This window comes from Streptomyces graminofaciens (assembly GCF_030294945.1).
GTDB lineage: Bacteria > Actinomycetota > Actinomycetes > Streptomycetales > Streptomycetaceae > Streptomyces > Streptomyces graminofaciens.
In genome coordinates, this window is record NZ_AP018448.1 from 11,026,861 (window position 1) to 11,051,580 (window position 24,720).

Here is a 24,720-nt window from a genome sequence, read left to right on the forward strand (position 1 = left end):
GTCTACGACCACGTCGCTGACGATCCGCAGACGCTTCGCGCGCAGTACGCGAAGGGATGGATGTCACTCATTTCCAGCTCCCGTCCGGTGAAGAGCAGTTCAGCACGAGGAGCCGCCGGCGTCGTCGCAAGCCGGAGCATCACACCGATGGGGAGGTTTCCCCAGCGGACGCGGCCACCGGAAGCAGCGCCGGCCGCTTGGCCTGGCGGCCGTCGCCGGAGGAACGGCCACGCAGGCGGCGGCCGATCCAAGGGCCGAGGAAGGTGCCGGCCCAGCGCAGTTCGGCACCCACGGTCCTCCGGACAGAGATGTCTGTCCCCGCGGCCGGAAGGGGAAGGGTCCACTTGTCGTCGCTGCCCGGCAGACCGAGCGCCTGGGCCACGGCAGCCGCGATGCGCGTGTGTCCCAGCGGGCCGGCGTGCAGCCGGTCAGCACTCCACAACCGCGGATCGGTCGCCGCCGCGTGCGCGGCCGTCTCCGCCACCACCACGCCGTGGCGGTCGGCGGCCTCCCGGATGCGCGCGTTGAGTGCGAGAACACGGTGACCGATCGGGCGGGCCAACGGCGTGATACGCCCGACATCGGGAAACATGAGGGTCGCGACGGTGGCGCCCTGCGCCGTGAGGGCGGCGAACATCGCCTCAACATGGCCGGCCACCTCGTCGAGGTCGCAGCCCGGGCGCAACACATCGTTGACACCAGCCACCACCGTGGCGAGGTCGGGCCGCATCGCGAGAGCCGGAGCCAGCTGCTCGGCGCGCACCTGACCGGCCTTACGGCCGCGCACCGCGAGGTTGGCGTAGAGCAGGCCTGGGCTGTGGCGGGCGACCTGCTCGGCGAGCCGGTCCGCCCAGCCCCGAAGACCACGGACGTCGTCGCCGTCCCCGAGCCCCTCGGTGTGACTGTCACCCAGGGCGACATAGCGCAGATACCCACTGCTCGACACGGGGCCGACCGCCTCTCGTCAACGCTGCTGATAGACGTGGCACACGGCCATCGCTAAACAACTAGGCACCTAGTCGCATTGTTGAATATGAGGATAGCTGCGGGCTCACCTTCCTGCAAAGTGACGCCGCTCAGGCACAACGAGGACACGGTCGGCTTCACCACTGCCCGCCGTTTCGCGCCGAACCGCCCGTACCGGGTCACCTTCAACGGTGGCGTCCACGCCCGGGCGACAACGCCTACTGCCAGGCCGCCATGCCCCCGGCTCACCTCCGGCTCTTGAGAGCCGGGGACGGAGTTCACCCGGCCGATCCGGCCGGGAGGGCCCGCCGGCGGCGGCCGGGCGCTCGGAGCGGGCCCTGTCGAGGGATCAGGCGAGGGAGATGACGACGGACTTGGTCCTCGTGTACGCCTGCAGCGCCTCCGGCCCGGATTCGCGTCCGTAGCCGGACTGCTTGACGCCGCCGAAGGGCACGGCGGGATCGAGCATGGCCCAGTCGTTGACCCAGACGATGCCGGCGTCCAGTCGCGCGGCGACCCGATGGGCGCGCGCCAGGTCGGAAGTCTGCAGACCGGCGGCGAGTCCGTACGGCGTGCTGTTCGCCAGCGTGATCGCCTCTTCCTCGGTGTCGAAGGGCTGAACCGTCAGCACCGGGCCGAAGATCTCCTCCTGGACGGTGCGGGCGTCGTTGTCCAGGCCGGCGATGACGGTGGGCTTGTAGTAGTAACCGCCGTTGAGTTCCATGCGCTCACCGCCGACGACGACGCGGCCGCCGTCCTCGACGGCCGCTTTCACGAAGCGCTCGACGTTCTCCACGTGCCGCTCGCCGGCCATCGGCCCGACGACGGTGGCCGGGTCGAAGGGGTCGCCGACGGGGACCGCCGGAACCGCGTCGGCGAGGATGCCCAGCGTGGTGTCGTACAGGGACCGGTGGACCAGCAGCCGGGGTCCGCCCATGCAGAACTGTCCGGTGTTGAAGACGAAGGCCTTGATGATCGCGCCGATCGCCTTCCCGACGTCGGCGTCCTCGAAGACGATGTGCGGCGCGTTGCCACCCAACTCCATGGTGACCGGCTTGAGTTGTTCGCCGGCCGTGCTCGCCGCCAGGCGGCCGACCCTCGTCGACCCGGTAAAGGCGATCTTGTCGACGCCCGGATGACGCAGCAGTGCCTCACCCAGGACGGGGCCGCTGCCGGTGACGACGTTCACCACACCCGCGGGAACGCCGGCGTCGGCGAGGATCTCCGCCATCAGCAGCGCGCTGAGGGGGGTCTCGTCGGCCGGTTTGTGGACGATGGTGTTGCCGGCCGCCAGGGCGGGGGCGAACTTCGACGTGCTCAGGATCAACGGGAAGTTGAACGGGGTGATCGCTCCCACCACGCCGATGGGCTCCCTGCGGGTGTAGGCGTGGGAGGGGAGGGGGATCTCTCGCGTGGCCCCGTCGATCGACTGCGCCAGCGCCGAGTAGTACTCGTACGTCTCGGCCACGGTCTCCACGTCGACCGCTCGGCTGAGCGAGACGGGCTTGCCGACGTCGAGGCTCTCCACGGCGGCGATCTCGTCCGCCCGTTCGCGCACCAGATCGGCCACCCGGTGCAGCACCCGGGCGCGCTCGCGGGCGGGTGTCCGGGGCCAGGGCCCCGCGTCGAAGGCCTCGCGGGCGGCGGCCACCGCGGCGGCGACATCCGCCCCGTCGGCCTCCGCGACCGTGGTGACGACTCTGCCGGTGGACGGGTCGACGACGTCGCGCCGCTCCTTGGACTCCGCGTCCCGCCACTCTCCGCCGATGAACAGCCTGCCCGGTTCGATGTGCGGTCGCTGCACGCTCATGCCCGCTCGCCTTCCCGGTGCGGCGCGAAGCCGTCACCGTACTCACGCCGGTCGCGCCACTGCGACCGGCAGGTTTTCGGATGATGGCCCAGCGGTGACGGCCTGGACAGAGAGCCGGGAGGCGAGCGCTGGAAGTAAGGACGAATGACGTATCTCGTGCGCGACGTTCGGCCTTGCGAGGTCGGTCTGGTGTCGAGTGGCGCGCCTTCGCGGTCGTGCTCCCACCCGCCCGGCGGCTTTCCGTCCGATGGACTGAGGAGAGTCAGGACATTCGTCGCTGTGCACAGGTACTTGAACTCTCAAGAATTGATCCAGGAGCCCAGCCGGACCGGCACGGCCCGTCTTGTTTTCCGTGGAAGGACGATCGATGACAGGTTCTCTCGCACGCAGGCAGCTTCTCGGCGCGGGCATCGCCCTGGGAGCGACGGCCCTGATCGGTGGTACGGCACAGGCCGCCCCGGGCACCGCCGGATCCTGGCCCAAGGAGTTCTCGCTGCCCAACGGCTGGGGGCCGGAGGGAGTCGCGATCGGCTCCGGGCCGTACGCCTACTTCGGATCGATCGCCACCGGCGGCGTGTACCGGGTGAACCTCGCGAGCGGCAAGGGCAAGGTCGTCCACCGCGGCCTGGGGCGCATGACGGTCGGCCTGAAGGTCGACTCCTGGGGCCGGCTGTTCCTGGCCGGCGGCAGCAGTGGTGAACTGCGGGTCGTCGACGCCCACAGTGGTGCGCTGCTCGCCAACCACGTGGTCGCCGGAGAGAACAGTTTCGTCAACGACGTTCTGCTCACCCGCGACGCCGCTTGGTTCACCGAGTCGTTCAGCGCACAGCTGTTCAAGCTGCCCCTGGGCAGGCAGGGCCGCATCGGCGCCCCGGAGAGCCTCACGCTGAGCGGTGACTGGGTGCAGTCCGGTTTCACGTCCAACGGCATCTCGCTCACGCCCGACGGTAGCGCCCTGCTCGTCACCAACGCGGCCGCGGACGGCGGATCACTGATGCGCGTCAACCCCCGCACCGGCGTGGCCCGCAAGGTGGACCTGGGTGACACGACGCTGCCCAGCGGCGACGGGCTGGTGCTCATCGGCCGCACTCTCTACGTGGTCCAGCCCAACCCCAACCAGGTGGACGTGATCCGGCTCAACCGGTCGGGCACAAGGGGCACCGCGATCGGGGTGATCAGGGACGACCGCTTCGACCTGCCCACCACGGCCGCCGCGTACAAGGGTCGGCTCTACCTGCCCAACTCCCGCTTCACCACCCCGGGCCGGGACGAGAACACCCCTTACAACGCGGTGTCCGTGCCGTTGGTGTGACGTACGGCCGGAATACGGCTGGACCCCGTCCGCTCGAAGCGGGCGGGGTCCGTTGCTCTGACGTACGGCCGGAGTGCGGCTGTACCCCGCCCACTCAAGGCCGGCGGGGTACAGCCGCACTCGCCGTTTCTATCCGTGCGACGTGATGGTGTGCGCTTCGGTGAAGGAGAGCAGGCCCTCCGAGCCCATCTCCCGTCCGATGCCACTCTGGCGGAAGCCGCCGAAGGGAGCCCGGTCGTCGCACGCGACGGCGTTGGCGTGGTTGATCCAGGTGGTGCCGGTACGCAGCCTTTCCGCGATCCTGCCCGCGTGGGCGGGATCGCCGCTCCAGACCGAGGAGCACAGTCCCGACCAGTCGTTGTTGACCCGGTCCACCACGGAATCGACGTCGTCGAAAGGCAGGATCGGCAGGGCGGGGCCGAACTGCTCCTCGGTGACGATCCGCAAGCGGGGGTCGGGGTCGAGGACGAGTGCGGGACGCAGGAAGTGGCCCGCGGAGGTGGCGGCGCCGGGGGCCAGGGTGCCCCGTTCGCGCACCTCGGCTCCGGCGTCGGCGGCCTCGGCCAGCATGGCGGTGACTTTGTCGCGTTGGGCGGCGCTGTTGAGCGGGCCCATGGTCGAGGCGGGATCGGTTCCCGCGCCCACGCGATGGGTGTCGAGGGCGGAGGTCAGCGCGTCGACGAGCTCGTCGTAGCGGGAGCGATGGACGTACACCCGTTTGACCGCCATGCAGACCTGGCCGCTGGTCAGGAAAGCGCCCTGGACGAGCCGTCCGATGTGCTCCTGGTCGAGTACGGCGTCGTCGAGGACGATCGCGGGGTCGTTGCCGCCGAGTTCGAGCGTCACCGAGGCGAGGTTCTGTGCGGCGGCCGCCATGATGTGCTTGCCGGCGCCCGTGCTACCGGTGAAGACGATCTTTCGGACACGAGGGTCGGTGAGCAGTGGGGCGACCGCGTCGTTGCTGCCCGTGACGACGTTCAGCACCCCCGCCGGGAGCCCCGCGGCGAACAGCTCCAGCGTGCGCACCATGGCCAGCGGCACGGTGGGCGGGGGCTTGACCACGGCTGTGTTCCCGGCGAGCAGCGCGTACGGCAGGCTAGCCCCGAGGATGGCGATCGGCCAGTTGAACGGCACGATGACGGTGACCACGCCCGTGGGGAGCCGATGGATGTGCGAGGTCAGCGGCGGGCCGTCGAGGCGTCGTACCTGGTCGAGGGAGTCGGCCAGGTCGATCGCCGCCCGGGTGCGTGCGACGAAAACCCCCATCTCCACCTGGCTCTCGAAGGAGACCTTGCCGTTCTCCCTGGTCATCAGGGCCGCCCGCTCGGCCTCACTGCCGTCGAGGAGGGTGAGCGCCTGGCCGATGATCTCCGCTCGCCGGCGTGCGGGCATCACTGCCCAGCTCGGGAACGCCGCGTCCGCGGCGGCTACCGCCGCCCGGGCCTGCTCAACGGTGGCCGCTGCGGCATGACCGACGATCTGATCAGGGGCCGCAGGGTTGTGGACGGCCATCCAGTCTTCGGTCTCAACGGTCTTGCCGTCGATGAGCAGTCCGGTACGGACAGGTGCCGCCCAGGTCTCCGCCGGTGTGGTGTGGACTCTTTCGGACATGTGACTCTCCAGAGGATCAGATGTGCCCCACCGTTCCGTGCCTCTGCGCCGTTCCCCGTCTCTCGGCGTGCAGGACGTCGATGACCAGGAAGCGCGAGAAGGAGGGGGCGATGACGCCTGTCGGACAATCATCCGTCTGGCGGACAGCTTTGGGTCAGCGTCACTTCGGACACTTCCGGTGTCAACCCCTTCGCTGGGAAGTCCCGCCTGAACTTATGTCCGCAGCACGGACACCGTTAGGCTGCCTGTGGGAACCCATAGCTCGACCGCAGCCGAGGAGTCGCGTGCCACGCCAGGGAACAGGACCGGATTTCATCGAGGCATTGGCCAGAGGGCTCGAGGTCATTGCCGCGTTTCCGCCCGGGCAGCCGCAGATGTCACTGGCTCAGGTCGCCGGCGCCACCGGGCTCGCCAGGCCGACCGCCCGCAGGATTCTGCTGACCCTGGAGGAACTGGGCTATGTCCGCTCGTGTGAGGCGGGGTTCGCGCTGACCCCCAGGGTGCTCGAACTCGGGGTCGCCTACGTACGCTCCATGGGTCTGTGGGACATCGCGCGGCCCCATATGGAGCGCCTGGTGGAGCGAACCGGCGAGTCGTGCTCCGTGGCTCAGCTGGACGGATCGGACATCATCTATGTGGCACGGGTGGCTGTCCCCAAGCTCGTGACCCTGTCGGTGCAGATCGGAACGCGGTTTCCGGCTCTGCAGACCTCTCTGGGAAAGGTACTGCTGGCAGCCTTGCGGGCCGATGAGCTGAAGCAGGTGCTCGCCGAGCCTTCCCGTTCGGGGCTGACGCCGTGCTGGCAGCCCGACCTCGGCGAACGTGACGCGGCCCTGCGCGAGGTGCGAGCACGGGGATGGGCGCTGACGGACCAGCAGTTGGCGCCCGGTATCCGGTCGGTCGCGGCCCCGCTGCGTGACGGCTCCGGCCAGGTCATCGCGGCGCTCAATGTCAACTGTCACGCGGCCGAGACACCGGTCGAGCGACTTGTCGAGGAGCATCTGCCACGGCTGTTGCAGACGGCGGGGGACATCAGTGCGGATTTCGCCCGTGTCGCCGCGGTGCCGCAGGCCTGAGGAGCCACTGCCCCTACACGGACCTGAGGGCCGTCGAGGGGCCGCGTGTGCGTCACGCCTCCTCGAAGGCCGCCAGATCGAGGGGCGTGGGCCTGAAGTCCTGAAGCCGGTTCGCATGGGTGCCGGAGAAGAGTTCCGCGACTGATCCGGCGGTCCAGCCGTCCTGCCGGAACCGCTCCTCGACCTCACCGGGGTGCGTCCACAGAGCGATCCGGTCGCCCCCCGCCGCGATGGCCTGTCCGGTGATGTGGGCCGACTCCTTCGACGCCAGATACACGATGACCGGTGCCACGTCGTCCGGCGATCCCAGCCCCTGCCGCCGGACGGCGTCGGGAACGGGCTCCCCCGCGTCGACCTTCGCCACGAGGTCACCGACCCGGGGCATGGTCGCCACCATGCGGGTCAGCGCGGTCGGCACGATGGCGTTGACGGTGACATCGATCTTCGCGAGTTCGAGCGCCCAGGTGCGTGTCATCGCGACGATCGCGCCCTTGGAGGCCGAGTACGCGGTCTGGCCGAAGCTGGCGCGCTGCCCCGCCGGCGATCCCACCAGGATGAGCCGACCGCCCTCGCCCTGTTCCCGGAAGTGGGCCGCCGCCGCGCGGCCGCAGGTGAACGTACCGCGCAGATGGCTGTTGACGACGACGTCGAAGTCGTCGTCGGTGGTGTTGCGCAGGGTCCTGTCACGCAGCGCACCGGCGTTGGTGACCATCACATCGAGCCGGCCGAACTCGTCGACCGCGCGCCGCACCAGCCCGTCGGCGAACTCGGAACCGCCGACCGCCCCGACATGCGCGACAGCTGCTCCGCCCGCGTCCGTGATCAGGTCGACCGTCTCCTTGGCCACGTCGGCGTCCAGGTCGTTCACGACGACGGAGGCACCCGCCGCCGCCATGGCACGGGCGTAGGCACGTCCCAGGCCTCGGCCCGCACCTGTGACAATGGCGGCTTTGCCGTCGAGCATGATGTCCTCCTGAGCTGGTCGATACAGCGTCCTTCTGAGCGTAGGAACGCCGGGGCCCGCGAGGATCCCGCTGATGACGGCACCTGTGGCCGACCTCTGTCCCGTCCGGTCCGGGACATCCGTCGCGGTCGGCGGAGAGGTCAGCCCTTCGGGGGCACCAGCCCTTGCCGTACCGCGAGCAGCGCGGCCTGGGTCCGGGAGGTGAGCCGGAGTTTGCGCAGGACGTTGCTCACGTGGGTGCGGGCGGTGCGCTCGCTGATCACCAGCTCGTCGGCGATCTGCTGGTTCGACCGCCCCTCGGCGACCAGGACGAGGACGTCGCGTTCCCGGCCGGTGAGCGAGGCGAGCCCGGTCGGTGGCGAAACGATCTCCTGGGTCAGTCCCCTGGCCACTGCGGGGTCGAGGAAGACCTCGCCCCGGGCGGCCGCGCGGATCGCGGCTACCACCTCACCCGCTTCGGCGTCCTTGAGCAGGTAGCCGGCGGCTCCCTGGGCGAGCGCCGCGTGGACGCGTTCCATTTCGCCGAAGCTGGTGAGCACCACGACCCTTACACCGGGGTGACGCTGCTTGATCGCTCCGATCGCCGTGGCCCCGTCCATCCTGGGCATGAGCAGGTCGATCAGCACCACGTCCGGCAGTTCCCGGTGCGCGGCCATCGCGTCCAGCCTGGTGAGCGCCTCCTGACCGTCCGCGGCCTCCGCAGCCACCTCCATGTCGTCCAGGACCTCGAGGTAGGCGCGGATTCCGCGGCGTACCACGGCGTGGTCGTCGACGATCAGGACCCGGACCGGGCGGAGTGCTCCGCCTCCCTGAGCGGGACTGCCGACGGAGCGTTCCGGCCGCGCTCCGAGTCCGCGGGCGGCGCCTGCGGCACTCGTACCGGAAGGGGTACGACGACCCGGACCGTCGTACCGCTCCTCGCGCCGGATCTGATCCTCATGGTGCCGCCCCATCGCTCCGCCCTTTCGCGCATGGTCGTCAGTCCATAGCCGTGGTGCCGGTGGGGACCGGTCCTTCGGCCCCCTTCGCTGTCCGGCGCGTCCCGTCGTCCGCCGGAGTCCGCGAATCCGCAGCCGTCATCGCGGATCACGGCGGTCAGTGTGTGGTCGCGTATGCCGAGGCGGATGGTGACGGCGGTGGCCTCCGCATGCTTGACCACGTTGTGGATGGCCTCGGCGACGATCCGGTACATGTCCTCGGCCAGTTCGGGTTCGACCGCGTCCACTTCCTGCCCGCACTCCAGCCGGATGCCGAGACCCGTCCGGTTCTCGGTGCTCTTGACGAGCGTGGTCACCGCGTCCTCCAGCCCGAGCCGGAGGGAGGCGGACGGACGGAGTTCGTGCACCATGGCCCGGAGATCGGCGAGAACGGTCCGCGACAGGGACCCGACTTCGTCCGCGAAGTTCCGGACCGCCACCGCGGAAACCGCTTCGCCCCGCGCACCCAGCACTCCCACGGCGTTGGCCTGCATGCCGATGGAGAACACCTGCTGAACGATCGAGTCGTGCAGGTCGCGGGCGAGGCGCTGACGCTCGTTGCGGCGGGCACCCTCACGCTCCGTCTGGAGCAGCGTGGCGTGGTCGACGGCGAGGGCGGCCTGTTCCGCCATGGCGGCGAGGAACTCCAGTGTCCGGCTGCCGATCTCCTGGCCGGGGGCGAAGTAGGCGTTCAGCACCCCTTCGGGACGGCCGCGCGCCATCAGCGGCACACTGACGAAAGAGTCCCAGTTCAGCTCCCCGAGGTACGCGTGCAGCGGTTCCCAGGCGGGGTCCTCGAGGATCTGGGCCCATCGGTGCGGCACGACGATCGGCCTGCGCTCCTTCAGGGTGTCCAGCATGCACAGCCGGGCGCCCCGGTCACGACACTCCAGGAGACGGTCGAGGAACCCGTCCCAGTGCCGCAGCCCCGCGGAACCCATCAGCCTCAGTTCTCGGCCGGTGCTGTCGAGGGTGAGGATCTGCACGCCGGCCAGGCCGTCCGCCTGGACGATCTGCTGGGCCACGGCGTCCAGTGTCGAGCCGAGCGAGCCTTCCGAAGCCAGCGCTATCGACGTCCGGGCGATCGCCGCGATCCTGCGCTGCCGATGCCATTCGTCGGTGACGTCGCGGAACGACACCACCGTGAACTTCGGGTCGGTCGGCAGACTGCGGGTCCGGTAGGCAAACTCGCGACGGGGTCCGGATGCGGGCTCCCAGTGGGCCACCTGCTCGTCCGATCGAGCTTCCAGCAGCCCGGCCCGGCATGCGCCGACCCCCTCCGCCGGCGTGAACGGGGACGCCCCACCGATCAGTTCACCCTCCGAGTCCGCCTCGAGCAGCGCGGCGGCCGCCGGGTTCAGCCGTACGAAGCGGCCCACGCAGTCCAGAACGGCGAGGCCGTCCGGCGCGGCGGCGGCGATGTCGTCCCACCCCACGAGCGGCGACGCGGACATGACCGATCTCCTCATGGTCGACCAACGGTGAACTGCCCGGAAGGCCGCTGTGCCAGGCGGACGCGGCGTGGAACCGGGTGCCTCCGCGGCAGGCGTCGGTCGGCCTGGGGACGATGCCGACTCAGGGCCGGTCACAGCATCGTAGCCCGGCGGATTCCGGGCGGTCCTACGTCATTCGACCTGTTCATCGGCGGGACGAAGCGCCGATCGGGTTCAGTCAATGCTCGCGTTCCCCCTGCTGAGGGCGGCTGCCTAGGTTGGAAGGGCGCCCCGCGGACCGTTTCACTCCCCCGAAAGGGTCCGCGGGGCCGCACGAGCGGCCTGCTCGATCCTGCGGTCCGCGCGAGCCATCGAGGACGAGGAGGTCCGAGACGTGGACGTGTCCATCGGCACGATCTGGGAGGCGGTGTGCCATGCGCTGCCCCATGCCGTCGCCATCACGGAGCCCGGGCGCGAGATCACTTACCGTGAGTTCGACGAGCGGGCGTCACGGCTGGCCACCGCGATGGAAGAGGCCGGGGTCGGCGAGGGCGACACCGTGGCCTGCTACCTGTACAACGGCGCCACCTACCTGGAGACGGTCTTCGCCGCCTTCAAGCTCGGTGCTGTACCGGTGAACGCCAACTACCGCTACACCGACGAGGAGCTCTCCGAACTCCTGACCGACGCCGACGCGGCAGTGGTCGTCTTCAGCGGCGCCCTGGCCGCCCGGGTCACGCATGCCGCCGACCATGTGAGCACGCTGAAGCTGCTCGTGAGGGACGGCGCCGAGCCTGCCGACGGCCCGGCCGGGCCTGTCGTACCCGAGCTGGAAGAACTGCTGGCGGCGCATGAACCGCGTAAGCCGCAGCCACGCCCCGGATCCGACCGGCTCTTCATGTACACCGGCGGGACCACCGGCAAGCCGAAGGGCGTGGTGTGGCGACAGAGCGATCTGCTGCACTCCCTGGTGGTCCCGATCTTCCATCCGCTCGGTGTCACCGAGCTGCCGACGACGCTCGACGAGGCCGTGGCCATCGCGGTCGAGGCACACCGCGAAGGCAGCGCGCCGACCACGATGCCCGTCGTGCCGCTGATGCACGCCACCGGACTGTTCAACACCATGGGCGCTTTGATGGTGGGCGGCAGGGCGGTCACCGCGCGGCAGGGCGGCCTCGACCCGGAGCACGTCTGGCGCACGGTCGCCGAGCAGCGGGTCGCGACGGTCATCGTCGCGGGCAATGCCGTGTGCCGACCGCTCGTCGACGAGCTCGTGCGGGCGGAGCAGGCGGGGACGCCGCACGCTCTGCGCTCTGTGCGCAGGGTCCTCAGCTCCGGCACAGCTCTCAGCGACGTACTCAAGCGGCGACTGCACGAGCGAGCCGAGATCACGGTCATCGATGCCATCGCGTCGAGCGAAGGGGGGCCTTTCGCCTTCGCGATCACCTCCTCCCTCGGAGACCTGCCCGCCCGATTCTTCCCCGTGCCCGCGACGAGGGTGATCGGCGACAACGACCGGTTCGTCGAACCCGGCAGTGACGACGTCGGGAAGCTCGCCTACTGCGGGCCCATGCCGCTCGGTTACTACAAGGACACCGAGAAGAGCGCGACGACGTTCCGCACCATCGACGGAGTCCGGTACGCCATCCCCGGTGACCTCGCCCGTCTTGAGGCCGACGGCGCGATCCGGTTCCTCGGACGCGGCTCGGGCGTGATCAACACGGGCGGCGAGAAGGTGCACCCGCAGGAAGTGGAGAATGCCCTGCTCTCCCACCCCGGTGTGACCGACTGTGTCGTCGTCGGCGTCCCTGACGAGACCTGGGGCGAGCGGGTCGCCGCCGTCGTGGCGGTCCGGGCGGACATGACCGTCACCGGGGAGGAGCTGCGCGACTGGGCTCGGCAGAGCCTCGCCGGCTACAAGGTGCCGCGCTCCGTGGTCCTGACGGACGTCCTGCCCCGAACCCCCACCGGCAAGCTCGAAGTCGCCTGGGCCAAGAAGACCGTCCAGGAGTCCGACGCGGGCGACAGGGTGTGACAGCCGGGTGCGAGCAGCCATGGCCGACCATCACGCCGCCGCGCGGCCCGTACGGCGGTCCACGCGGCGTTCCAGCGGCAGCGTCGGTCCGCAGGAGGCGTACGGCCTCGGTCCCGATCCGATGGCCGGAAGGGCCTCGTTCCCGTTCACGGAAGGCGGAAGGCACTGGGGGTGCCGCGGGTCCGCCGTGGTCTGCTGCCACGGCCGGGCTCGGCTCGCGCGTCCCTGGCGGGCTTCGAGCGTCCGCAGTGCCTCCACCACACCGGCCACATGGTCCCGCACGGCGGCTTCGGCCGCCGCCGGGTCCTCGGTGACGATCGCCGCGATGATCCGCGGGTGCTGGGGCAGCGACACATGGGCCCGCCCCGGCACCGGGGAGAGCACGAAACGGTGTCGGACCATCTACGCCCGCAGCCGTTCGAGGACCTGCTCGGCCGTGTCATCGCCGACGATGTCGCGCACACGGCAGTGCGGACGGGCGTCGCACGTTTCGCTGATTCGGCAGCAGACCGGTCCCTGCGAAGCCGCGGCGGCCGATGGCTTCGTGGACCGTGGACACCCCCGCCTCGGCACGCCGACAGCGATCCCAGCCGTCTCCGGCCCACATCCGGGGCCCACGTGCCTTTCCCTCTGCTCACCCACCCACCCCACTCGACCCAAGGAGTCCTGATGAGCCACGACACCTCCACCACGTCCGAAGGCGCGTTGCTGGTGATCAGCGCGCACGCGGGCGACTTCGTCTGGCGGGCCGGCGGCGCCATCGCCCTGGCCGCCGAACGCGGGCAGCGCGCGAAGGTGCTGTGCCTGAGCTTCGGCGAGCGCGGCGAGTCCGCCCGTGCCTGGCGGGACGGCCTGCGCCTGGACGAGATCAAGGAACTCCGCCGCACCGAGGCCACGAACGCCGCAGCCGCGCTGGGTGCGGAGATCGAGTTCCTGGACGCCGGGGACTACCCGCTGCTGGAGACCCAGGAGTTGGTGGACCGCGTCGTGCGCGTGTACCGGGAGGTGGATCCCGCGGTCGTCCTCACCCACACCCTCACGGACCCCTACAACGGCGACCATCCGGCTGCCGCCCGCATGGCGCTCCAGGCACGCGTGCTCGCCCAGGCGGTCGGTTACGACGCGCCCGGTGAACCGCTCGGCGCTCCTCCGGTGTTCTTCTTCGAGCCGCACCAGCCCGAGCAGTGCGACTTCAAGCCGAACGTCCTGATGGACATCACCTCCGTCTTCGACAAGAAGCGCAAGGCCATGGAGTGCCTGGCCGCACAGCAGCACATGTGGGACTACTACACCGACCTCGCCAAGCGGCGCGGCGTCCAGCTGAAGCGCAACGCCGGACCCAACCTCGGCCTCGCACACGGAACCATGGGAGAGGCGTACGTGCGGCTCTACCCGCAAACGACGGATGTCCTGGCATGACGGCGCACAACGAGACGGGTGCCCGCGAGGCCACACACGTCTGGGTTCCCTTCCTCGACACGTCCCTGTACGTGCAGTTCACGGACGAACCCGACAGGGTGCACGGAACGGCCAGAACGTACGACCCCCGGAGTCTGTTGGCCGAGGCCGTCCCCGAGGACGCACTCACACGCGACGACCGTTACGGCGTAGTGATGTGGCGTACCGACGTCGAACGGCTGCACGCCGTCGTGGAAGCCCTCTGGAACGAGGACGACCGCCAGGTGCGGATCCACCTCGACCAGGCCCCGCAGGCAGGCAGGGACGACGACATGCCCGGCCCGCGCGACGGATGACGTAGTCCGGGCCACGACCATACGCCGCCCCGGTCCGGTCATTCGAGCGATGACCTGGGCATCCTGCGGTGGCTAGCGTCGATCGTGCCGCCACCGACACCGGGCGGCCCGCCCTGCCGACCGTACCGAGGAGATGACGAACGTGACGAGCCCATCAGCCACCGCCCCGGACACGCGCCCTCTCGGTTCCGCCGCGGCCGGAACGCCGTCCGGGACCCGGCGCGGCACCGAGTTCGAAGGCACCGTCACGGTGCTGGCCCGGCAGGCGGTGGCGGACGACGTCGTGTCGCTGGAGCTCGCGGCGAGCTCGGGCGAACCGCTGCCGGTCTGGCAGCCGGGCGCGCACATCGACGTCGTCCTGCCCACGGGCGCCACGCGGCAGTACTCGCTGTGCGGCCCGGTGGGAGACACGGCTCATTGGCGTGTCGCGGTGCTCCGGGAGCCCGACGGGCGCGGCGGATCGCAGTGGATCCACGACCACGTCGAGGAGGGTGGCGAACTTCGGGTGCGCGGCCCGCGCAACAACTTCCCGCTGCGGCCCGCCACCCGCTACCTGTTCGTCGGCGGCGGCATCGGCATCACCCCCTTGCTCCCGATGATCGCCGAGGCCGATGCCGCCATGGCCGAGTGGTCCCTGCTCTACGGTGGCCGCACACGCTCCTCCATGGCGTTCCTGCCCGAACTGGAGGGCCACGGCGAGCGCGTGGCAGTGCGGCCGCAGGACGAGCACGGACTGCTCGACCTCGCCGGCTTCCTCGGTGATCCCGACCCGTCCACCCTGGTGTACTGCTGCGGCCCCGCAGGGCTCATCGACGCGGTCGAAGCGCACTGCGCCGACTGGCCGACCGGTGCGCTGAACATCGAGCGGTTCGCCGCGGCGGCCGTCCGACAGCCCGCCGACGACACGGCCGAGCAGCCGATCGAGGTGGAACTGCGGGCGTCCGGGACCACAGTGACCGTGCCGCCCGGCCTGTCGGTCCTCAAGGCCGTGGAGCAGGCGGGCGTCCCTGTCCTGTCCTCGTGCGAGGAAGGCATCTGCGGCTCGTGCGAGACCTCCGTCCTGGAGGGCGAGGTCGACCACCGCGACTCACTGCTCACCGAGGACGAGCGCGCCGCGAACGACACGATGCTGATCTGCGTCTCCCGGGCGCGCGGCGGACGCCTCGTCCTGGATCTCTGACACCCCCGACTCGGTCCGGACAGCGCCCTGTCGGTCGCAAGCGGACCGGTACACCTCAGTACCCATCACCGAACCGGCACACGCCCGAGCCGGACGGCCGACGCCGAAGAAAGGACCCGCGATGACATTGACACAGCATGTGCGCAACGGCTGGTACCTGGGAGCCTGGTCCGACGAGATCGGCCGAACCCTCAAGCAGCGCTGGATCACCGACATCCCGGTCTGCTTCTATCGGCTGCCCGACCAGACCGTCACGGCTGTCGAGGACCGCTGCCCCCACCGCAAGTACCCGCTGTCGCTGGGCCACCTCGACGACGACGGAACCCTCCAGTGCGATTACCACGGCTACCGCTTCGACGGCCAGGGCGTGTGCGTCGGGGTCGCCGAGCAGGCCGACCGACCCAAGGCAGCACTGCGCCGGTTTCCCCTGGTCGAGCGGGACGGTGCCATATGGATCTGGCCCGGAGACCCCGAACTGGCCGACGAGAGCCTGCTGCCCGACACCTCATGGCTGACCGACCCGAACTGGACCCATGTGCACGGCGTCGTCCCGCTGAAGGCACGGCACATGCTGCTCCTGGAGAACCTGCTCGACCTCACCCATGAGACGTTCCTGCATCCGACCAGCATCGGCAACGCCGCCGTCGCCGCGACCCCGATCGACGTGACCGTGGACGGCGACCGGGTCGGCTTCAGCCGACGCATGATCGGCATCGAGGCCCCTCCGTTCTACGAGAAGTCCTGCGGGCTGACCTCTCCGGTGGACCGCTGGCAGGACGGCGACTTCTACCCTCCAGGCATCTTCGTCCTCAACATCCGCGTCGCGGCCACCGGCACCGAGGAGCCGGACGGCTTCCACATGAAGGTGCTCTACGGGATGACACCGGGGCGCGGCAACGAGACGCACGACTTCTACGCGCTGGGCCGCGACTACCTCATCGACGACCAGGAGCTCACGAAGTTCCAGCACGAGCAGCAACTCGCCGTGATGCAGGAGGACGTCGACGCCCTGGAGGCGCAGGAGATCATGTACGCCACCGATCCGGGCGGCACCGCCGAGTCCAGCATCAAGTCCGACCTCGCCGCCCTCCGCGGACGCCGTGCGGTGGCGAAGATGCTCGCCCGCGAACAGCGCGCACAGCAGGACGCCCGCATCCCTCACAGCAGGGCGTCCGTATGAGCGGCCACCACGTCTTCGTACTGCTCCACGGGGCCTGGCACGGCGGATGGGTATGGCAGCACATCACACCGCTGCTGCGTGCGGCCGGGCACGAAGTGCACTCCCCCACGCTGACCGGGGTGAGCGACCGTGCCCATCTGCTCAGCCCGCAGGTCGGGCTCAGCACCCACATCCAGGACGTCGTGGCGCTGATCGAGGCCCACGACGCCCGGGACGTCGTCCTCGTCGGGCACAGCTACGCCGGTCAGGTCGTCACCGGGGTCGCGGACCGGATCCCCGACCGGCTGGCCCGGCGCGTGCACCTCGACGCCTTCGTCGGCGACGACAAAGACGCGGCGATCGACCTCCTTCCCGAACGCATCGCCGGGCACTACCGGGAGTCCGTGGCCGGCCCCGGCTTCGGCTGGCTCATCCCGGTGCGCTCGCTGAGTGTGCTGGGTGTCAAGGAACAGTCGGACCTGGACTGGCTCGGCCCGCGGCTGACCCCACACCCCTGGCTGACCTACACCGAACCCCTCCGTCTCACCGGGAAGGCCGACCAGGTACCCGGCGCCTTCATCGAGTGCACCGACTGGATGCGGGTGTTCACCCCGCACGCCGAGCGTGCCGCCGCCCGTGGCTGGCCGGTCCACGAGATCGCCACCGGCCACGAGGCCATGGTCACCGCCCCGGGCCGACTGGCCGAACTGCTGCTGGAGATCGCGGCAGCCTGACCCGTGAAGGAACGCCCCATGGAATTCCTCGTCCGTACCGAGAACACGCTGCCCCCGGACACGCCCGACGACGTACGCGAGACCCTGCGCAAGGGCGAGCGCGAACGGGCCATGCAGCTCAGGGAGTCGGGAATCCTCAAGCGGCTGTGGCGGGTTCCGGGCCGCAACGCGACCATCGGCCTGTACGAAGCAGCCGATCCGGCGGAACTGCACGACGCTCTGGTCTCCCTGCCCATGTGGAAATGGATGGACATCACCGTCGAGGCGCTCGCCACCCATCCGCAGGAGAAGGCGCCGTGACCGTCGACCCTGACGGTCGGAGCCCACGGGTCGCGGTGGTCACAGGTGCCGCCGGTGGCCTGGGGCTCGCCGTCGCCCGCAGACTGGCCGAGGACGGATTCACGGTCGCCGCCCTGGACATCGCCGAGCCCGACGACACGGACCCGACTCCGGGTGTCCGGGCCTGGCGTTGCGACGTCACAGATCCGGCCGCGACCCGCCAGGCCGTGACGGAGATCGCCGAAACGTACGGCGGTGGCCGGATCGATGTACTCGTCAACAACGCGGGATTGCTCTCCGGACGGGCACCACTGCTGGAGACGACCCCGGAGGAACTGCACCGATTCTTCGCCGTCAACGCCGTCGGCCCGCTGCTCATGGTGCAGGCCTGTGCGCCCTGGCTGAGCGCAAGCCCGTATCGAGGGCGGGTGATCAATGTCGCGTCCCGCACCTTCTTCACGGGAGCGCCGGGCCAGATCGCCTACGTGGCCAGCAAGGGCGCGCTCATCGGCATGACCCGGGTGATGGCCCGCGAGCTGGGCGAGCACCGGATCACCGTCAACGCTGTGGCACCAGCGCAGGTGGCCACTCCGGGCACCCGGGCGCACTCCGACGACGAGGTGTTCGCCGCGACCATGCGCCGACAGGCGATCGAGGAGTTCGTCACCCCGGAGCACTTCGCCGGCCTCGTCTCCTATCTCGCGTCCCCCGACGCGGTCATGGTCACCGGCCAGACACTCGTCTGCGACGGCGGCGGGCTCCTGCACTGACCGGCGACACCACGGGAGAGGAGAGGAACGAATGAACGGCAGCACACCCCAGGTCCCAGGCACCTACGTCTTCGACGCCGCGGAAAGCCGACGCGCCCGGGCGCTCAACCGGCTCTGCGGTTCCCTCAAGGAGGCCGAGAACCGGGAGAAGTTCAAAGCCGACGAAGTGGCGTACTGCGAGACATACGGACTCACGGTCCAGCAGCGGGACGCCGTCCTGCGACGGGACTGGAACCGGATGATGGAGCTGGGCGGCTCCATCTTCTACGTCTTCAAGCTCGCCATGGTCGACCAGAGATCCATGCAGTACCTCGGCGGGGTGTTCACCGGCATGACCACCGAGGAGTTCGCGCAGGCACTGAAAGCGGGAGGGCGGAGCTTTGGCTGAGGTGACATGGGGTCTGGCCACATCGCACGTGCCCTCGATCGGTGCGGCCATGGACCGCGGGAAGACCGAGGACCCCTACTGGAAGCCGCTGTTCGACGGGTACGCGCCGGCCAGGGAGTGGATGGCCCGGCACACGCCCGACATCGCGGTCGTCGTCTACAACGACCACGCCAACGCCGTGGACATGAGCGTCACGCCGACCTTCGCGCTCGGAACGGCGGAGTCGTACCGGGTGGCCGACGAGGGATGGGGCAGCCGCCCGGTACCCGCGGTCACAGGCGCTCCCGAGTTCTCCGACCACCTCGTCAACAGCCTGATCGACGCCTCCTTCGACCTCACCGTCTATCAGGAACTCGACGTCGACCACGGCCTGACCGTTCCCCTGTCGGTGTACTGCCCCGATCCCGGCGAACGCTGGCCCTGCGCGGTGGTGCCCCTCCTGGTGAACGTCATCCAGTACCCGCAGCCGACCGCCGCACGGTGCCTGGCCCTCGGCCGCGCGCTCGGCGAGGCGATCCGGTCCTTCCCCGAGGACCTCAAGGTCGCCGTCTTCGGTACGGGCGGTATGTCCCACCAGCTCGCGGGCGCCCGCGCGGGACTGATAAACCAGGACTTCGACCGAATGTTCCTGGACGCCATCGAGCACGCCCCGGAGAAGCTGGCCGCACTGACGCGCGAGCAGTACATCCGCGAGGCCGGCTCCGAGGGCATCGAACTCATCATGTGGCTGATCATGCGCGGTGCGTTGGGGCCACGGATCCGACGCGTGCACGAGACCTACCACGTACCCGCGTCCAACACGGCGGCCGGCATGGTGTTGTTCGAGAACCTGAGCCGGTGATTCACCGTCAGTCCTGACCGGCCGACGCTGGTGACGTGGGAGCGGCAGGGTGCTGGATCGACTGCTCGGGGTTTCGCCCGGCGTGATCGGCATGACGCCCGATCCGCTGGTCGGAGCCCCGAACGGCGGCGTGACGACGGCCGAACGGAGCCCGACGGCCCTACCGCTCCCGGCACGGGTGTGCCGCGCGACGAGGCCTGTCCTGGACACCCTTCACACCGGGGCCCGTCAGCCGGAGCGGTAGCGGAGCCCGTCGAGCAGGAGGTCGAGCATGCGGCCCGCGCGGTCGCGCAGCCCTTTGTCGCTGGTGATCAGCAGAACACCGCCGAGGCTGAAGCCGACGTCCAGGGGGTCCACGTCCGAGCGCAGAACTCCCACTTCGGCCCCGGCGTGCAGCAGGGTGCTGATGGCGGTGCTGATCCGTTCCAGACTTTCGGCGAACGGATCCTCGTCGCCGGAGGCGATGACGGCCTTCAGCGCGTCCGCCATGCCCTGCTTGGTGGCCAGGTAGTCGATGAACCGGTCCATCCACTGCCGCATGGCCTGGTCGGGAGGGAGCTGTGCGAGCAGTTCCGTGGCGCTGTCGCAGACCCGGGCGAGTTCGTTGCGGTAGGCGGCCTCGAGCAGGGCCTCGCGGGTGGGGAAGTGCCGGTAGAGCGTTCCGATGCCCACGCCGGCGTCCTTGGCGATGGCCTCGAGGGACGCGTCCGTGCCGACCTCGGAGAACGCGCGCCCCGCGACTTCGAGCAGGCGTTCCCGGTTGCGTCTCGCGTCGGCACGCAGTCCTCGTGTGGTGCTGGTCACAGCTTTCCTTCCTCTGGACAATCGGAGGACCCTCCGTTTATGGTTCAAGCAACCGGAGGCACCTCCGATTCGAGCGTAGCAAACAGGGAGCATGGCGAGAATGGCCACGAGGACAGGCATCACCACTCCGTTCACCAGCCGGTCCACGGCTTCCGACGTCATCGCGGGCGTCGACCTCACGGGCCGCCGCGCCGTCGTCACCGGGGCCGCGTCCGGCATCGGCGTGGAGACCGCCCGGGCGCTCGCCGGCGCCGGCGCGGAGGTCACCCTCGCCGTACGGGACACCGAGGCCGGCCACCGCACCGCCGAGGCCATCCGGGCCACCACCGGCAACGAAGGCGTACGGGTCGCCGCGCTGGACCTGACCGATCCGGCATCCGTCCGCGCGTTCACGGCCGCGTGGCAGGGTCCGCTGCACATCCTTGTCAACAACGCGGGGGTCATGGCGGCCCCGGAGAGCCGCACACCCCAGGGCTGGGAGCTGCAGTTCGCCACCAACCACCTGGGACACTTCGCTCTGACCGCCGGACTGCACGGCGCGCTCGCCGGGGCCGGCGGTGCCCGCGTGGTGTCCGTGAGTTCCAGCGGGCACCTGTTCTCGCCCGTCGTCTTCGACGACCTCCACTTCACCGAGCGGCCCTACGACCCGTGGCTGGCGTACGGGCAGTCCAAGACGGCCAACGTGCTGTTCGCGGTCGAGGCCGGCCGGCGATGGGCCGACGACGGGATCACGGCCAACGCGCTGATGCCCGGCGGGATCCGGACCAACCTGGGGCGCTACATGGACGAAGCGCAGATGGGCCTGTTCATGACCCACCTGCAAGCCCTCCTCGGTGAAGGAGCGCCCCTGCCCGAGATGTCTTTCAAATCGGTCGAACAGGGCGCCGCGACCTCCGTCCTGCTGGCCGCCTCACCCTTGCTCGACGGCATCAGCGGCCGGTACTTCGAGGACTGCGACGAGGCCCCACCGCACCAGCCGGGCACCAACACCGGGGTCGCGCCGCACGCCCTGGACCCGGAGGCGGCCGAGCGACTCTGGCAGGTCTCCGAGCAGCTCCTGGGCTGACCTCACGCCGCTCGCCGACCACGACTGAGCCCGCGGACACCCGTAGCAGCCCTCTCGCCCAGGCCGACCCCCGACCAAATACTTGAAACTTCAGTTGAAAGTCTAAAATACTTAGGGAGACACCATGGCAGGCAGTATCCGCAGGCACTGGAAGCGCTGGCTCATCGCTGGTGCGGCCACCGCCGTCGTGCTGGGCACGGCGGGCCCCTACGTCTACATCAACTACGTCCAGGACAAGCCACCGGCCGCCCTCTCGCTCGACAACCCGCCAGGCTCGGATTCCTCCGGCAGTTCCTCAGGTTCCGGGGAGCAGGCCGGGCAGGAGGGTGTCGAGGGCGCCTGGCGGGTGGGCAGCGGCTCGCAGGCCGGTTACCGGGTCGACGAGGTCCTCTTCGGACAGAACGTCACGGCGGTGGGCCGCACCGAGGAGGTCACCGGCGAGCTGGAGATCAAGGGCAACCGGGCCGTCAGCGGATCCTTCACCGTCGACCTGGCCTCGGTGAAGAGCGACTCCGACCAGCGCGACGGCCAGTTCCGCGGCCGGGTCATGAACACCGAGCGGTACCCCGAGGCCACCTTCGAGCTCACCGAGCCCGTCGACTTCGGGTCGACGCCGGAGGTGGGCGAGCGGGTCAGCGCCGAGGCCACGGGCGAGCTGACCGTCCACGGCGAGACCAACCCCGTCTCCTTCGACCTCGACGCCCAGCGCACCGCCGACGGCTTCCGGGTCAACGGCTCCATTCCGGTCACCTTCGCCGACTACGGCATCGACGCACCCAACTTCGGCGGGATCGCGGTGGAGGACGAGGGAGACATCGAGTTCCTCCTCGCCTTCGACCGCGCCTGAGCCCATACGGGGCCAGAGGGTTACACCGACCCCTCACTCACGCCCGATCTCTCACCGGACACCCAACGACGCGCTTCACCGCCGTCCGCACAGCATTGGAGACCCCCCATGTACGGCACCACACGGTCGAACAGCACCACCCGGACGACCCGTAAGGTCGTAGCCACCCTCCTGGCCGTGGCGACCGTAGGAGCAGTGGCCGGCTTCGCACCCGCCGCCACCGCCTCCGCACCGTCCCACAGCGGACTGACCCTCGGCCTCGACGCCCCGCACACGAGCCCCGCCACGCAGGAGCGCAACAAGCGCGTCGCCGTCCACGTCCTCACCCAGCTCTTCGAGGAGGGCAACCTCGCGGTCGCCGACCGATACATCCGCAAGGACTACATCCAGCACAACCCCGCCGCGCCCAACGGCCGGGAAGCGATCAAGAACTTCATCCGTGACTGGACCGCGCGCTTCCCGGACCACCAGTACAACGTGAAGCGGGTCCTCGCCCAGGGCAACCTGGTCCTGGTGCACTCCAACCCCGTCTACGAGCCCGGCACCCGTGGCGCGGCCGTGGTCGACATCTTCCGCTTCGACCCCAGGAGCGGCATGATCGCCGAGCACTGGGACACGGTCCAGGACGTGCCGGCGACCACCGTCAACGGCAATGACATGTTCGGTACGGTCAGCAACCCGCACACGAACCAGCCCAGCGGTCCCCGCTGGCAGACACACCTCAGCGAGAAGATCGCCACCAGCTACTTCGACACCCTCCTCGTCGACAAGAACCCCGACGCCGTCAAGTACCTCGCGCCGGAGTACTACCAGCACAACCCGACCATCCCCAACGGCTCGGCCGGCCTGCGTGAGCAGTTCACCGACTTCTTCCGCCAGTTCCCGAACCTGATCGTGGAACGCAAGCGCGTCATCGCCGACAGGGACTACGTCGCCATCCACGCCCACTACCGTCTCAGCCCCGAGGACCGTGGGCAGTCCGTCGTGGACATCTTCCGGGTCAAGAAGCAGAAGAACGGCAAGCTCAAGGTCATCGAGCACTGGGACGCCGTACAGGACGTCCCGGCCACCTCCGCCAACGACAACACGATGTTCTGACCTCTCCGATCATCGCGGCCCCATGGCCCGTCACCTGCCGGTGATGGGCCACTCATTTCTCGGCAGCGGACATGAGTCCGACCGGGTCACCCCATTGCGGCTTTGCATGTAGCCATCCAAGGGCTTGATTTACAAGTCATTCATGCACCACTGTGTCCGCTGTACGGACGGTGGTCCGTACAGCGGTCGAGCCCGGAACGAATCGAGGAGGATTCCATGGCCTTCGTGACGGAGGACAACCTCAGCGACCTGGCGGTGAAGCGCTGGGCCACCGCTCACTCGCCCCGGCTCGCCGAGCTGATGACGGCGCTGGTGCGGCACCTCCACGCGTACGCCCGCGAGGTCCGGCTGACGGAGGAGGAGTGGGCGGCGGCCGTCGAGTGGCTCACGGCGACCGGCCGGATCAGTGACGACAAGCGCCAGGAGTTCATCCTCGCCTCCGACGTCCTCGGTCTGAGCACGCTCGTCGTCCAGCTGAACCGTCACTTCTCGGCGAAGGCCACTCCGGCGACGGTGCTCGGTCCCTTTCACATCGACGGCTCTCCGACGGCCCAATTCGGAGCCGACATGTCGGACGGCATCCCGGGCACGCCGCTGTTCATCACCGGCCGGGTCCTCGACCTCGACGGCACGCCTCTGCCCGACGTCGTCCTGGACGTATGGCAGGCCGACGCCGACGGCGCCTACGAGGCGCAGCTGCCGGAGATCGACGAGGCCCGGCTGCGCGCGCTGTACCGGACGCGAGCGGACGGCACGTACTGCGTGCGCACCATCGCGCCACGCGGCTACGCGATCCCGATGGACGGTCCGGTCGGTGACCTGATCAGCAGGACGGACATCAGTCACTTCCGTCCCGCGCACATCCACTTCCTGATCGACCACCCCGGCCACGAGAAGCTCATCACCCATCTGTTCCGGGAGGGTTCCGAATTCCTCGACACCGATGTCGTGTTCGGCACGAAGGACGAGCTGATCGTGCGCTTCACCGAGGAACCGGCCGGTTCCTCCCCTGACGGCGGCACCATCGACGAGCCGTACCTGCGCGCCGAGTTCGATTTCGTGCTGCAGCCCCGGACGACGGACGAGCCGCAGCCGTGAATCTCGGGCTGCTCCTGCTGCGGCTGCTGCTCGCCGCGCTGCTGTTCGGCCACGGCACCCAGAAACTGTTCGGCTGGTTCGGCGGTGCCGGGCGGGCCCGGACCGCCGCCGTCTTCGACCAGTGGGGCTTCGTGCCCGGCCGGCGGATGGTGCTCGTCGCCGGTGCGGCCGAACTCGCCGGAGCGGTCACGGTCGCGGCCGGGCTGCTGACTCCCGGCGGCTGCGCGGTGATCGTCGGCACCATGGCGGTCGCGGCGGCGGCGACCGCGCCGAACGGCTTCTGGGCCCAGCAGGGCGGCTGTGAAGTGCCCTTCTCCTACGGCGCGGTGGCCGCGGTCCTCGCCTTCACCGGCCCCGGCGCCTGGTCACTCGACCACGCCCTCGGGCTGACGGAACTCGACGGCTACGCATGGGGATGCGCGGCACCGGCCCTCGGCCTGGCCACCGCGGCCGTACCCCTGACCGCCCGCTCCCGTGTTCTGCGGGCCCGGACCACAGACTCCACAACGAGGTGACCA

The 24,720-nt window shown here is 69.7% G+C and carries 25 protein-coding genes; 17 read left to right on the forward strand and 8 right to left on the reverse strand.

The genetic code is table 11. The annotated features are described in order from the left end of the window. Positions 1-139: 139 nt before the first annotated feature. Together SGFS_RS48700 and SGFS_RS48705 are read right to left on the reverse strand one after the other, a co-directional pair. Positions 140-946, reverse strand: coding sequence for an SGNH/GDSL hydrolase family protein (locus SGFS_RS48700; RefSeq protein ID WP_286259158.1), 807 nt, complete (start codon positions 944-946; stop codon positions 140-142). Positions 947-1,315: 369 nt separating this feature from the next. Further along, positions 1,316-2,776 carry an aldehyde dehydrogenase family protein gene (locus SGFS_RS48705; protein ID WP_286259160.1) on the reverse strand — a complete coding sequence of 487 codons (1,461 nt, stop codon included), beginning with the start codon at positions 2,774-2,776 and terminating at the stop codon, positions 1,316-1,318. 367 nt (positions 2,777-3,143) lie between these two features. Here SGFS_RS48705 and SGFS_RS48710 point away from each other — a divergent pair, with 367 nt between their 5' ends. Next, complete coding sequence (locus tag SGFS_RS48710; protein ID WP_286259162.1) at positions 3,144-4,088, forward strand: NHL repeat-containing protein; 945 nt, start codon at positions 3,144-3,146, stop codon at positions 4,086-4,088. Between the two features lie 129 nt (positions 4,089-4,217). On the opposite strand, the gene SGFS_RS48715 is transcribed toward SGFS_RS48710, so the two are convergent. Continuing rightward, positions 4,218-5,699: an aldehyde dehydrogenase family protein gene (locus SGFS_RS48715; protein ID WP_286259163.1), complete on the reverse strand. Its 1,482-nt coding sequence runs from the start codon at positions 5,697-5,699 to the stop codon at positions 4,218-4,220. A 284-nt stretch (positions 5,700-5,983) separates the two neighbouring features. Here SGFS_RS48715 and SGFS_RS48720 point away from each other — a divergent pair, with 284 nt between their 5' ends. Then, positions 5,984-6,775 (forward strand): IclR family transcriptional regulator domain-containing protein, encoded by a 792-nt coding sequence (locus SGFS_RS48720; protein ID WP_286259164.1) that lies wholly within the window; start codon positions 5,984-5,986, stop codon positions 6,773-6,775. A gap of 52 nt (positions 6,776-6,827) precedes the next feature. On the opposite strand, the gene SGFS_RS48725 is transcribed toward SGFS_RS48720, so the two are convergent. The 3 genes from SGFS_RS48725 to SGFS_RS48735 all read right to left on the reverse strand — a co-directional run bounded on the left by SGFS_RS48725 (position 6,828) and on the right by SGFS_RS48735 (position 10,170). Then, positions 6,828-7,739, reverse strand: a complete 912-nt coding sequence (locus SGFS_RS48725) for an SDR family NAD(P)-dependent oxidoreductase (protein WP_286259165.1) — start codon at positions 7,737-7,739, stop codon at positions 6,828-6,830. A 140-nt stretch (positions 7,740-7,879) separates the two neighbouring features. Then, positions 7,880-8,497 (reverse strand): response regulator, encoded by a 618-nt coding sequence (locus tag SGFS_RS48730; RefSeq protein ID WP_234441052.1) that lies wholly within the window; start codon positions 8,495-8,497, stop codon positions 7,880-7,882. Between the two features lie 17 nt (positions 8,498-8,514). After that, on the reverse strand, positions 8,515-10,170 hold the full coding sequence (locus SGFS_RS48735) for a sensor histidine kinase (protein ID WP_286259166.1): 1,656 nt from the start codon (positions 10,168-10,170) through the stop codon (positions 8,515-8,517). A gap of 373 nt (positions 10,171-10,543) precedes the next feature. On the opposite strand from SGFS_RS48735, the gene SGFS_RS48740 reads away from it, so the two are divergent. Further along, a complete protein-coding gene (locus SGFS_RS48740; protein WP_286259167.1) occupies positions 10,544-12,184 on the forward strand; it encodes an AMP-binding protein in 1,641 nt (546 codons plus the stop codon). Positions 12,185-12,214: 30 nt separating this feature from the next. Here the strand turns inward: SGFS_RS48740 and SGFS_RS48745 are convergent, their stop codons facing one another. Beyond that, on the reverse strand, positions 12,215-12,586 hold the full coding sequence (locus SGFS_RS48745; protein WP_286259168.1) for an FCD domain-containing protein: 372 nt from the start codon (positions 12,584-12,586) through the stop codon (positions 12,215-12,217). 267 nt (positions 12,587-12,853) lie between these two features. On the opposite strand from SGFS_RS48745, the gene SGFS_RS48750 reads away from it, so the two are divergent. The 9 genes from SGFS_RS48750 (at position 12,854) to SGFS_RS48790 (ending at position 19,289) form a co-directional block, all read left to right on the forward strand. After that, a complete protein-coding gene (locus SGFS_RS48750) occupies positions 12,854-13,603 on the forward strand; it encodes a PIG-L deacetylase family protein (protein WP_286259170.1) in 750 nt (249 codons plus the stop codon). Continuing rightward, the gene (locus tag SGFS_RS48755; protein ID WP_286259171.1) at positions 13,600-13,938 is read left to right on the forward strand and encodes a hypothetical protein; all 339 of its coding nucleotides are present in this window, start codon (positions 13,600-13,602) and stop codon (positions 13,936-13,938) included. The genes SGFS_RS48750 and SGFS_RS48755 overlap by 4 nt, the downstream gene beginning before the upstream one ends. A gap of 142 nt (positions 13,939-14,080) precedes the next feature. Beyond that, positions 14,081-15,118 (forward strand): PDR/VanB family oxidoreductase, encoded by a 1,038-nt coding sequence (locus SGFS_RS48760; protein WP_286259172.1) that lies wholly within the window; start codon positions 14,081-14,083, stop codon positions 15,116-15,118. A 121-nt stretch (positions 15,119-15,239) separates the two neighbouring features. After that, complete coding sequence (locus tag SGFS_RS48765) at positions 15,240-16,298, forward strand: aromatic ring-hydroxylating dioxygenase subunit alpha (RefSeq protein ID WP_286259173.1); 1,059 nt, start codon at positions 15,240-15,242, stop codon at positions 16,296-16,298. Next, positions 16,295-17,011, forward strand: a complete 717-nt coding sequence (locus SGFS_RS48770; protein ID WP_286259174.1) for an alpha/beta fold hydrolase — start codon at positions 16,295-16,297, stop codon at positions 17,009-17,011. The genes SGFS_RS48765 and SGFS_RS48770 overlap by 4 nt, the downstream gene beginning before the upstream one ends. Positions 17,012-17,029: 18 nt before the next feature. Further along, entirely contained in the window at positions 17,030-17,311 is a 282-nt protein-coding gene (locus tag SGFS_RS48775) for a muconolactone Delta-isomerase family protein (RefSeq protein ID WP_060905174.1), read from the forward strand. Beyond that, positions 17,308-18,060 carry an SDR family NAD(P)-dependent oxidoreductase gene (locus SGFS_RS48780; protein WP_286259180.1) on the forward strand — a complete coding sequence of 251 codons (753 nt, stop codon included), beginning with the start codon at positions 17,308-17,310 and terminating at the stop codon, positions 18,058-18,060. The genes SGFS_RS48775 and SGFS_RS48780 overlap by 4 nt, the downstream gene beginning before the upstream one ends. 31 nt (positions 18,061-18,091) lie before the next feature. Next, the gene (gene ligA / locus SGFS_RS48785) at positions 18,092-18,448 is read left to right on the forward strand and encodes a protocatechuate 4,5-dioxygenase subunit alpha (RefSeq protein WP_286259181.1); all 357 of its coding nucleotides are present in this window, start codon (positions 18,092-18,094) and stop codon (positions 18,446-18,448) included. Between the two features lie 49 nt (positions 18,449-18,497). Further along, positions 18,498-19,289: a class III extradiol dioxygenase subunit beta gene (locus SGFS_RS48790; RefSeq protein WP_286259183.1), complete on the forward strand. Its 792-nt coding sequence runs from the start codon at positions 18,498-18,500 to the stop codon at positions 19,287-19,289. A 228-nt stretch (positions 19,290-19,517) separates the two neighbouring features. Here SGFS_RS48790 and SGFS_RS48795 read toward each other — a convergent pair whose 3' ends face one another. Beyond that, entirely contained in the window at positions 19,518-20,093 is a 576-nt protein-coding gene (locus SGFS_RS48795) for a TetR/AcrR family transcriptional regulator (protein WP_286259185.1), read from the reverse strand. 100 nt (positions 20,094-20,193) lie between these two features. Here SGFS_RS48795 and SGFS_RS48800 point away from each other — a divergent pair, with 100 nt between their 5' ends. The 5 genes from SGFS_RS48800 to SGFS_RS48820 all read left to right on the forward strand — a co-directional run bounded on the left by SGFS_RS48800 (position 20,194) and on the right by SGFS_RS48820 (position 24,717). Next, a complete protein-coding gene (locus SGFS_RS48800) occupies positions 20,194-21,159 on the forward strand; it encodes an SDR family NAD(P)-dependent oxidoreductase (RefSeq protein ID WP_286259187.1) in 966 nt (321 codons plus the stop codon). 124 nt (positions 21,160-21,283) lie between these two features. Next, a complete protein-coding gene (locus SGFS_RS48805) occupies positions 21,284-22,006 on the forward strand; it encodes a YceI family protein (RefSeq protein WP_286259189.1) in 723 nt (240 codons plus the stop codon). A gap of 108 nt (positions 22,007-22,114) precedes the next feature. Further along, positions 22,115-23,104, forward strand: a complete 990-nt coding sequence (locus SGFS_RS48810; protein ID WP_286259190.1) for a nuclear transport factor 2 family protein — start codon at positions 22,115-22,117, stop codon at positions 23,102-23,104. A gap of 216 nt (positions 23,105-23,320) precedes the next feature. Further along, entirely contained in the window at positions 23,321-24,202 is an 882-nt protein-coding gene (locus SGFS_RS48815) for a dioxygenase family protein (protein WP_286259192.1), read from the forward strand. Then, on the forward strand, positions 24,199-24,717 hold the full coding sequence (locus SGFS_RS48820; RefSeq protein WP_286259193.1) for a DoxX family protein: 519 nt from the start codon (positions 24,199-24,201) through the stop codon (positions 24,715-24,717). Before SGFS_RS48815 ends, SGFS_RS48820 begins: the two co-directional genes overlap by 4 nt. Positions 24,718-24,720: the final 3 nt, after the last annotated feature.

Bases quoted from the DNA above. Each gene is read 5' to 3' on its own strand.
- SGFS_RS48800 (WP_286259187.1), top strand. From the start codon at position 20,194: ATGGCCACGAGGACAGGCATCACCACTCCGTTCACCAGCCGGTCCACG.
- SGFS_RS48770 (WP_286259174.1), top strand. From the start codon at position 16,295: ATGAGCGGCCACCACGTCTTCGTACTGCTCCACGGGGCCTGGCACGGC.
- SGFS_RS48750 (WP_286259170.1), top strand. From the start codon at position 12,854: ATGAGCCACGACACCTCCACCACGTCCGAAGGCGCGTTGCTGGTGATC.
- SGFS_RS48735 (WP_286259166.1), bottom strand. From the start codon at position 10,170: ATGTCCGCGTCGCCGCTCGTGGGGTGGGACGACATCGCCGCCGCCGCG.
- SGFS_RS48755 (WP_286259171.1), top strand. From the start codon at position 13,600: ATGACGGCGCACAACGAGACGGGTGCCCGCGAGGCCACACACGTCTGG.
- SGFS_RS48790 (WP_286259183.1), top strand. From the start codon at position 18,498: ATGGACCGCGGGAAGACCGAGGACCCCTACTGGAAGCCGCTGTTCGAC.
- SGFS_RS48745 (WP_286259168.1), bottom strand. From the start codon at position 12,586: ATGGTCCGACACCGTTTCGTGCTCTCCCCGGTGCCGGGGCGGGCCCAT.
- SGFS_RS48705 (WP_286259160.1), bottom strand. From the start codon at position 2,776: ATGAGCGTGCAGCGACCGCACATCGAACCGGGCAGGCTGTTCATCGGC.
- ligA (WP_286259181.1), top strand. From the start codon at position 18,092: ATGAACGGCAGCACACCCCAGGTCCCAGGCACCTACGTCTTCGACGCC.
- SGFS_RS48815 (WP_286259192.1), top strand. From the start codon at position 23,321: ATGGCCTTCGTGACGGAGGACAACCTCAGCGACCTGGCGGTGAAGCGC.
- SGFS_RS48805 (WP_286259189.1), top strand. From the start codon at position 21,284: ATGGCAGGCAGTATCCGCAGGCACTGGAAGCGCTGGCTCATCGCTGGT.
- SGFS_RS48765 (WP_286259173.1), top strand. From the start codon at position 15,240: ATGACATTGACACAGCATGTGCGCAACGGCTGGTACCTGGGAGCCTGG.
- SGFS_RS48725 (WP_286259165.1), bottom strand. From the start codon at position 7,739: ATGCTCGACGGCAAAGCCGCCATTGTCACAGGTGCGGGCCGAGGCCTG.
- SGFS_RS48710 (WP_286259162.1), top strand. From the start codon at position 3,144: ATGACAGGTTCTCTCGCACGCAGGCAGCTTCTCGGCGCGGGCATCGCC.
- SGFS_RS48775 (WP_060905174.1), top strand. From the start codon at position 17,030: ATGGAATTCCTCGTCCGTACCGAGAACACGCTGCCCCCGGACACGCCC.
- SGFS_RS48810 (WP_286259190.1), top strand. From the start codon at position 22,115: ATGTACGGCACCACACGGTCGAACAGCACCACCCGGACGACCCGTAAG.
- SGFS_RS48715 (WP_286259163.1), bottom strand. From the start codon at position 5,699: ATGTCCGAAAGAGTCCACACCACACCGGCGGAGACCTGGGCGGCACCT.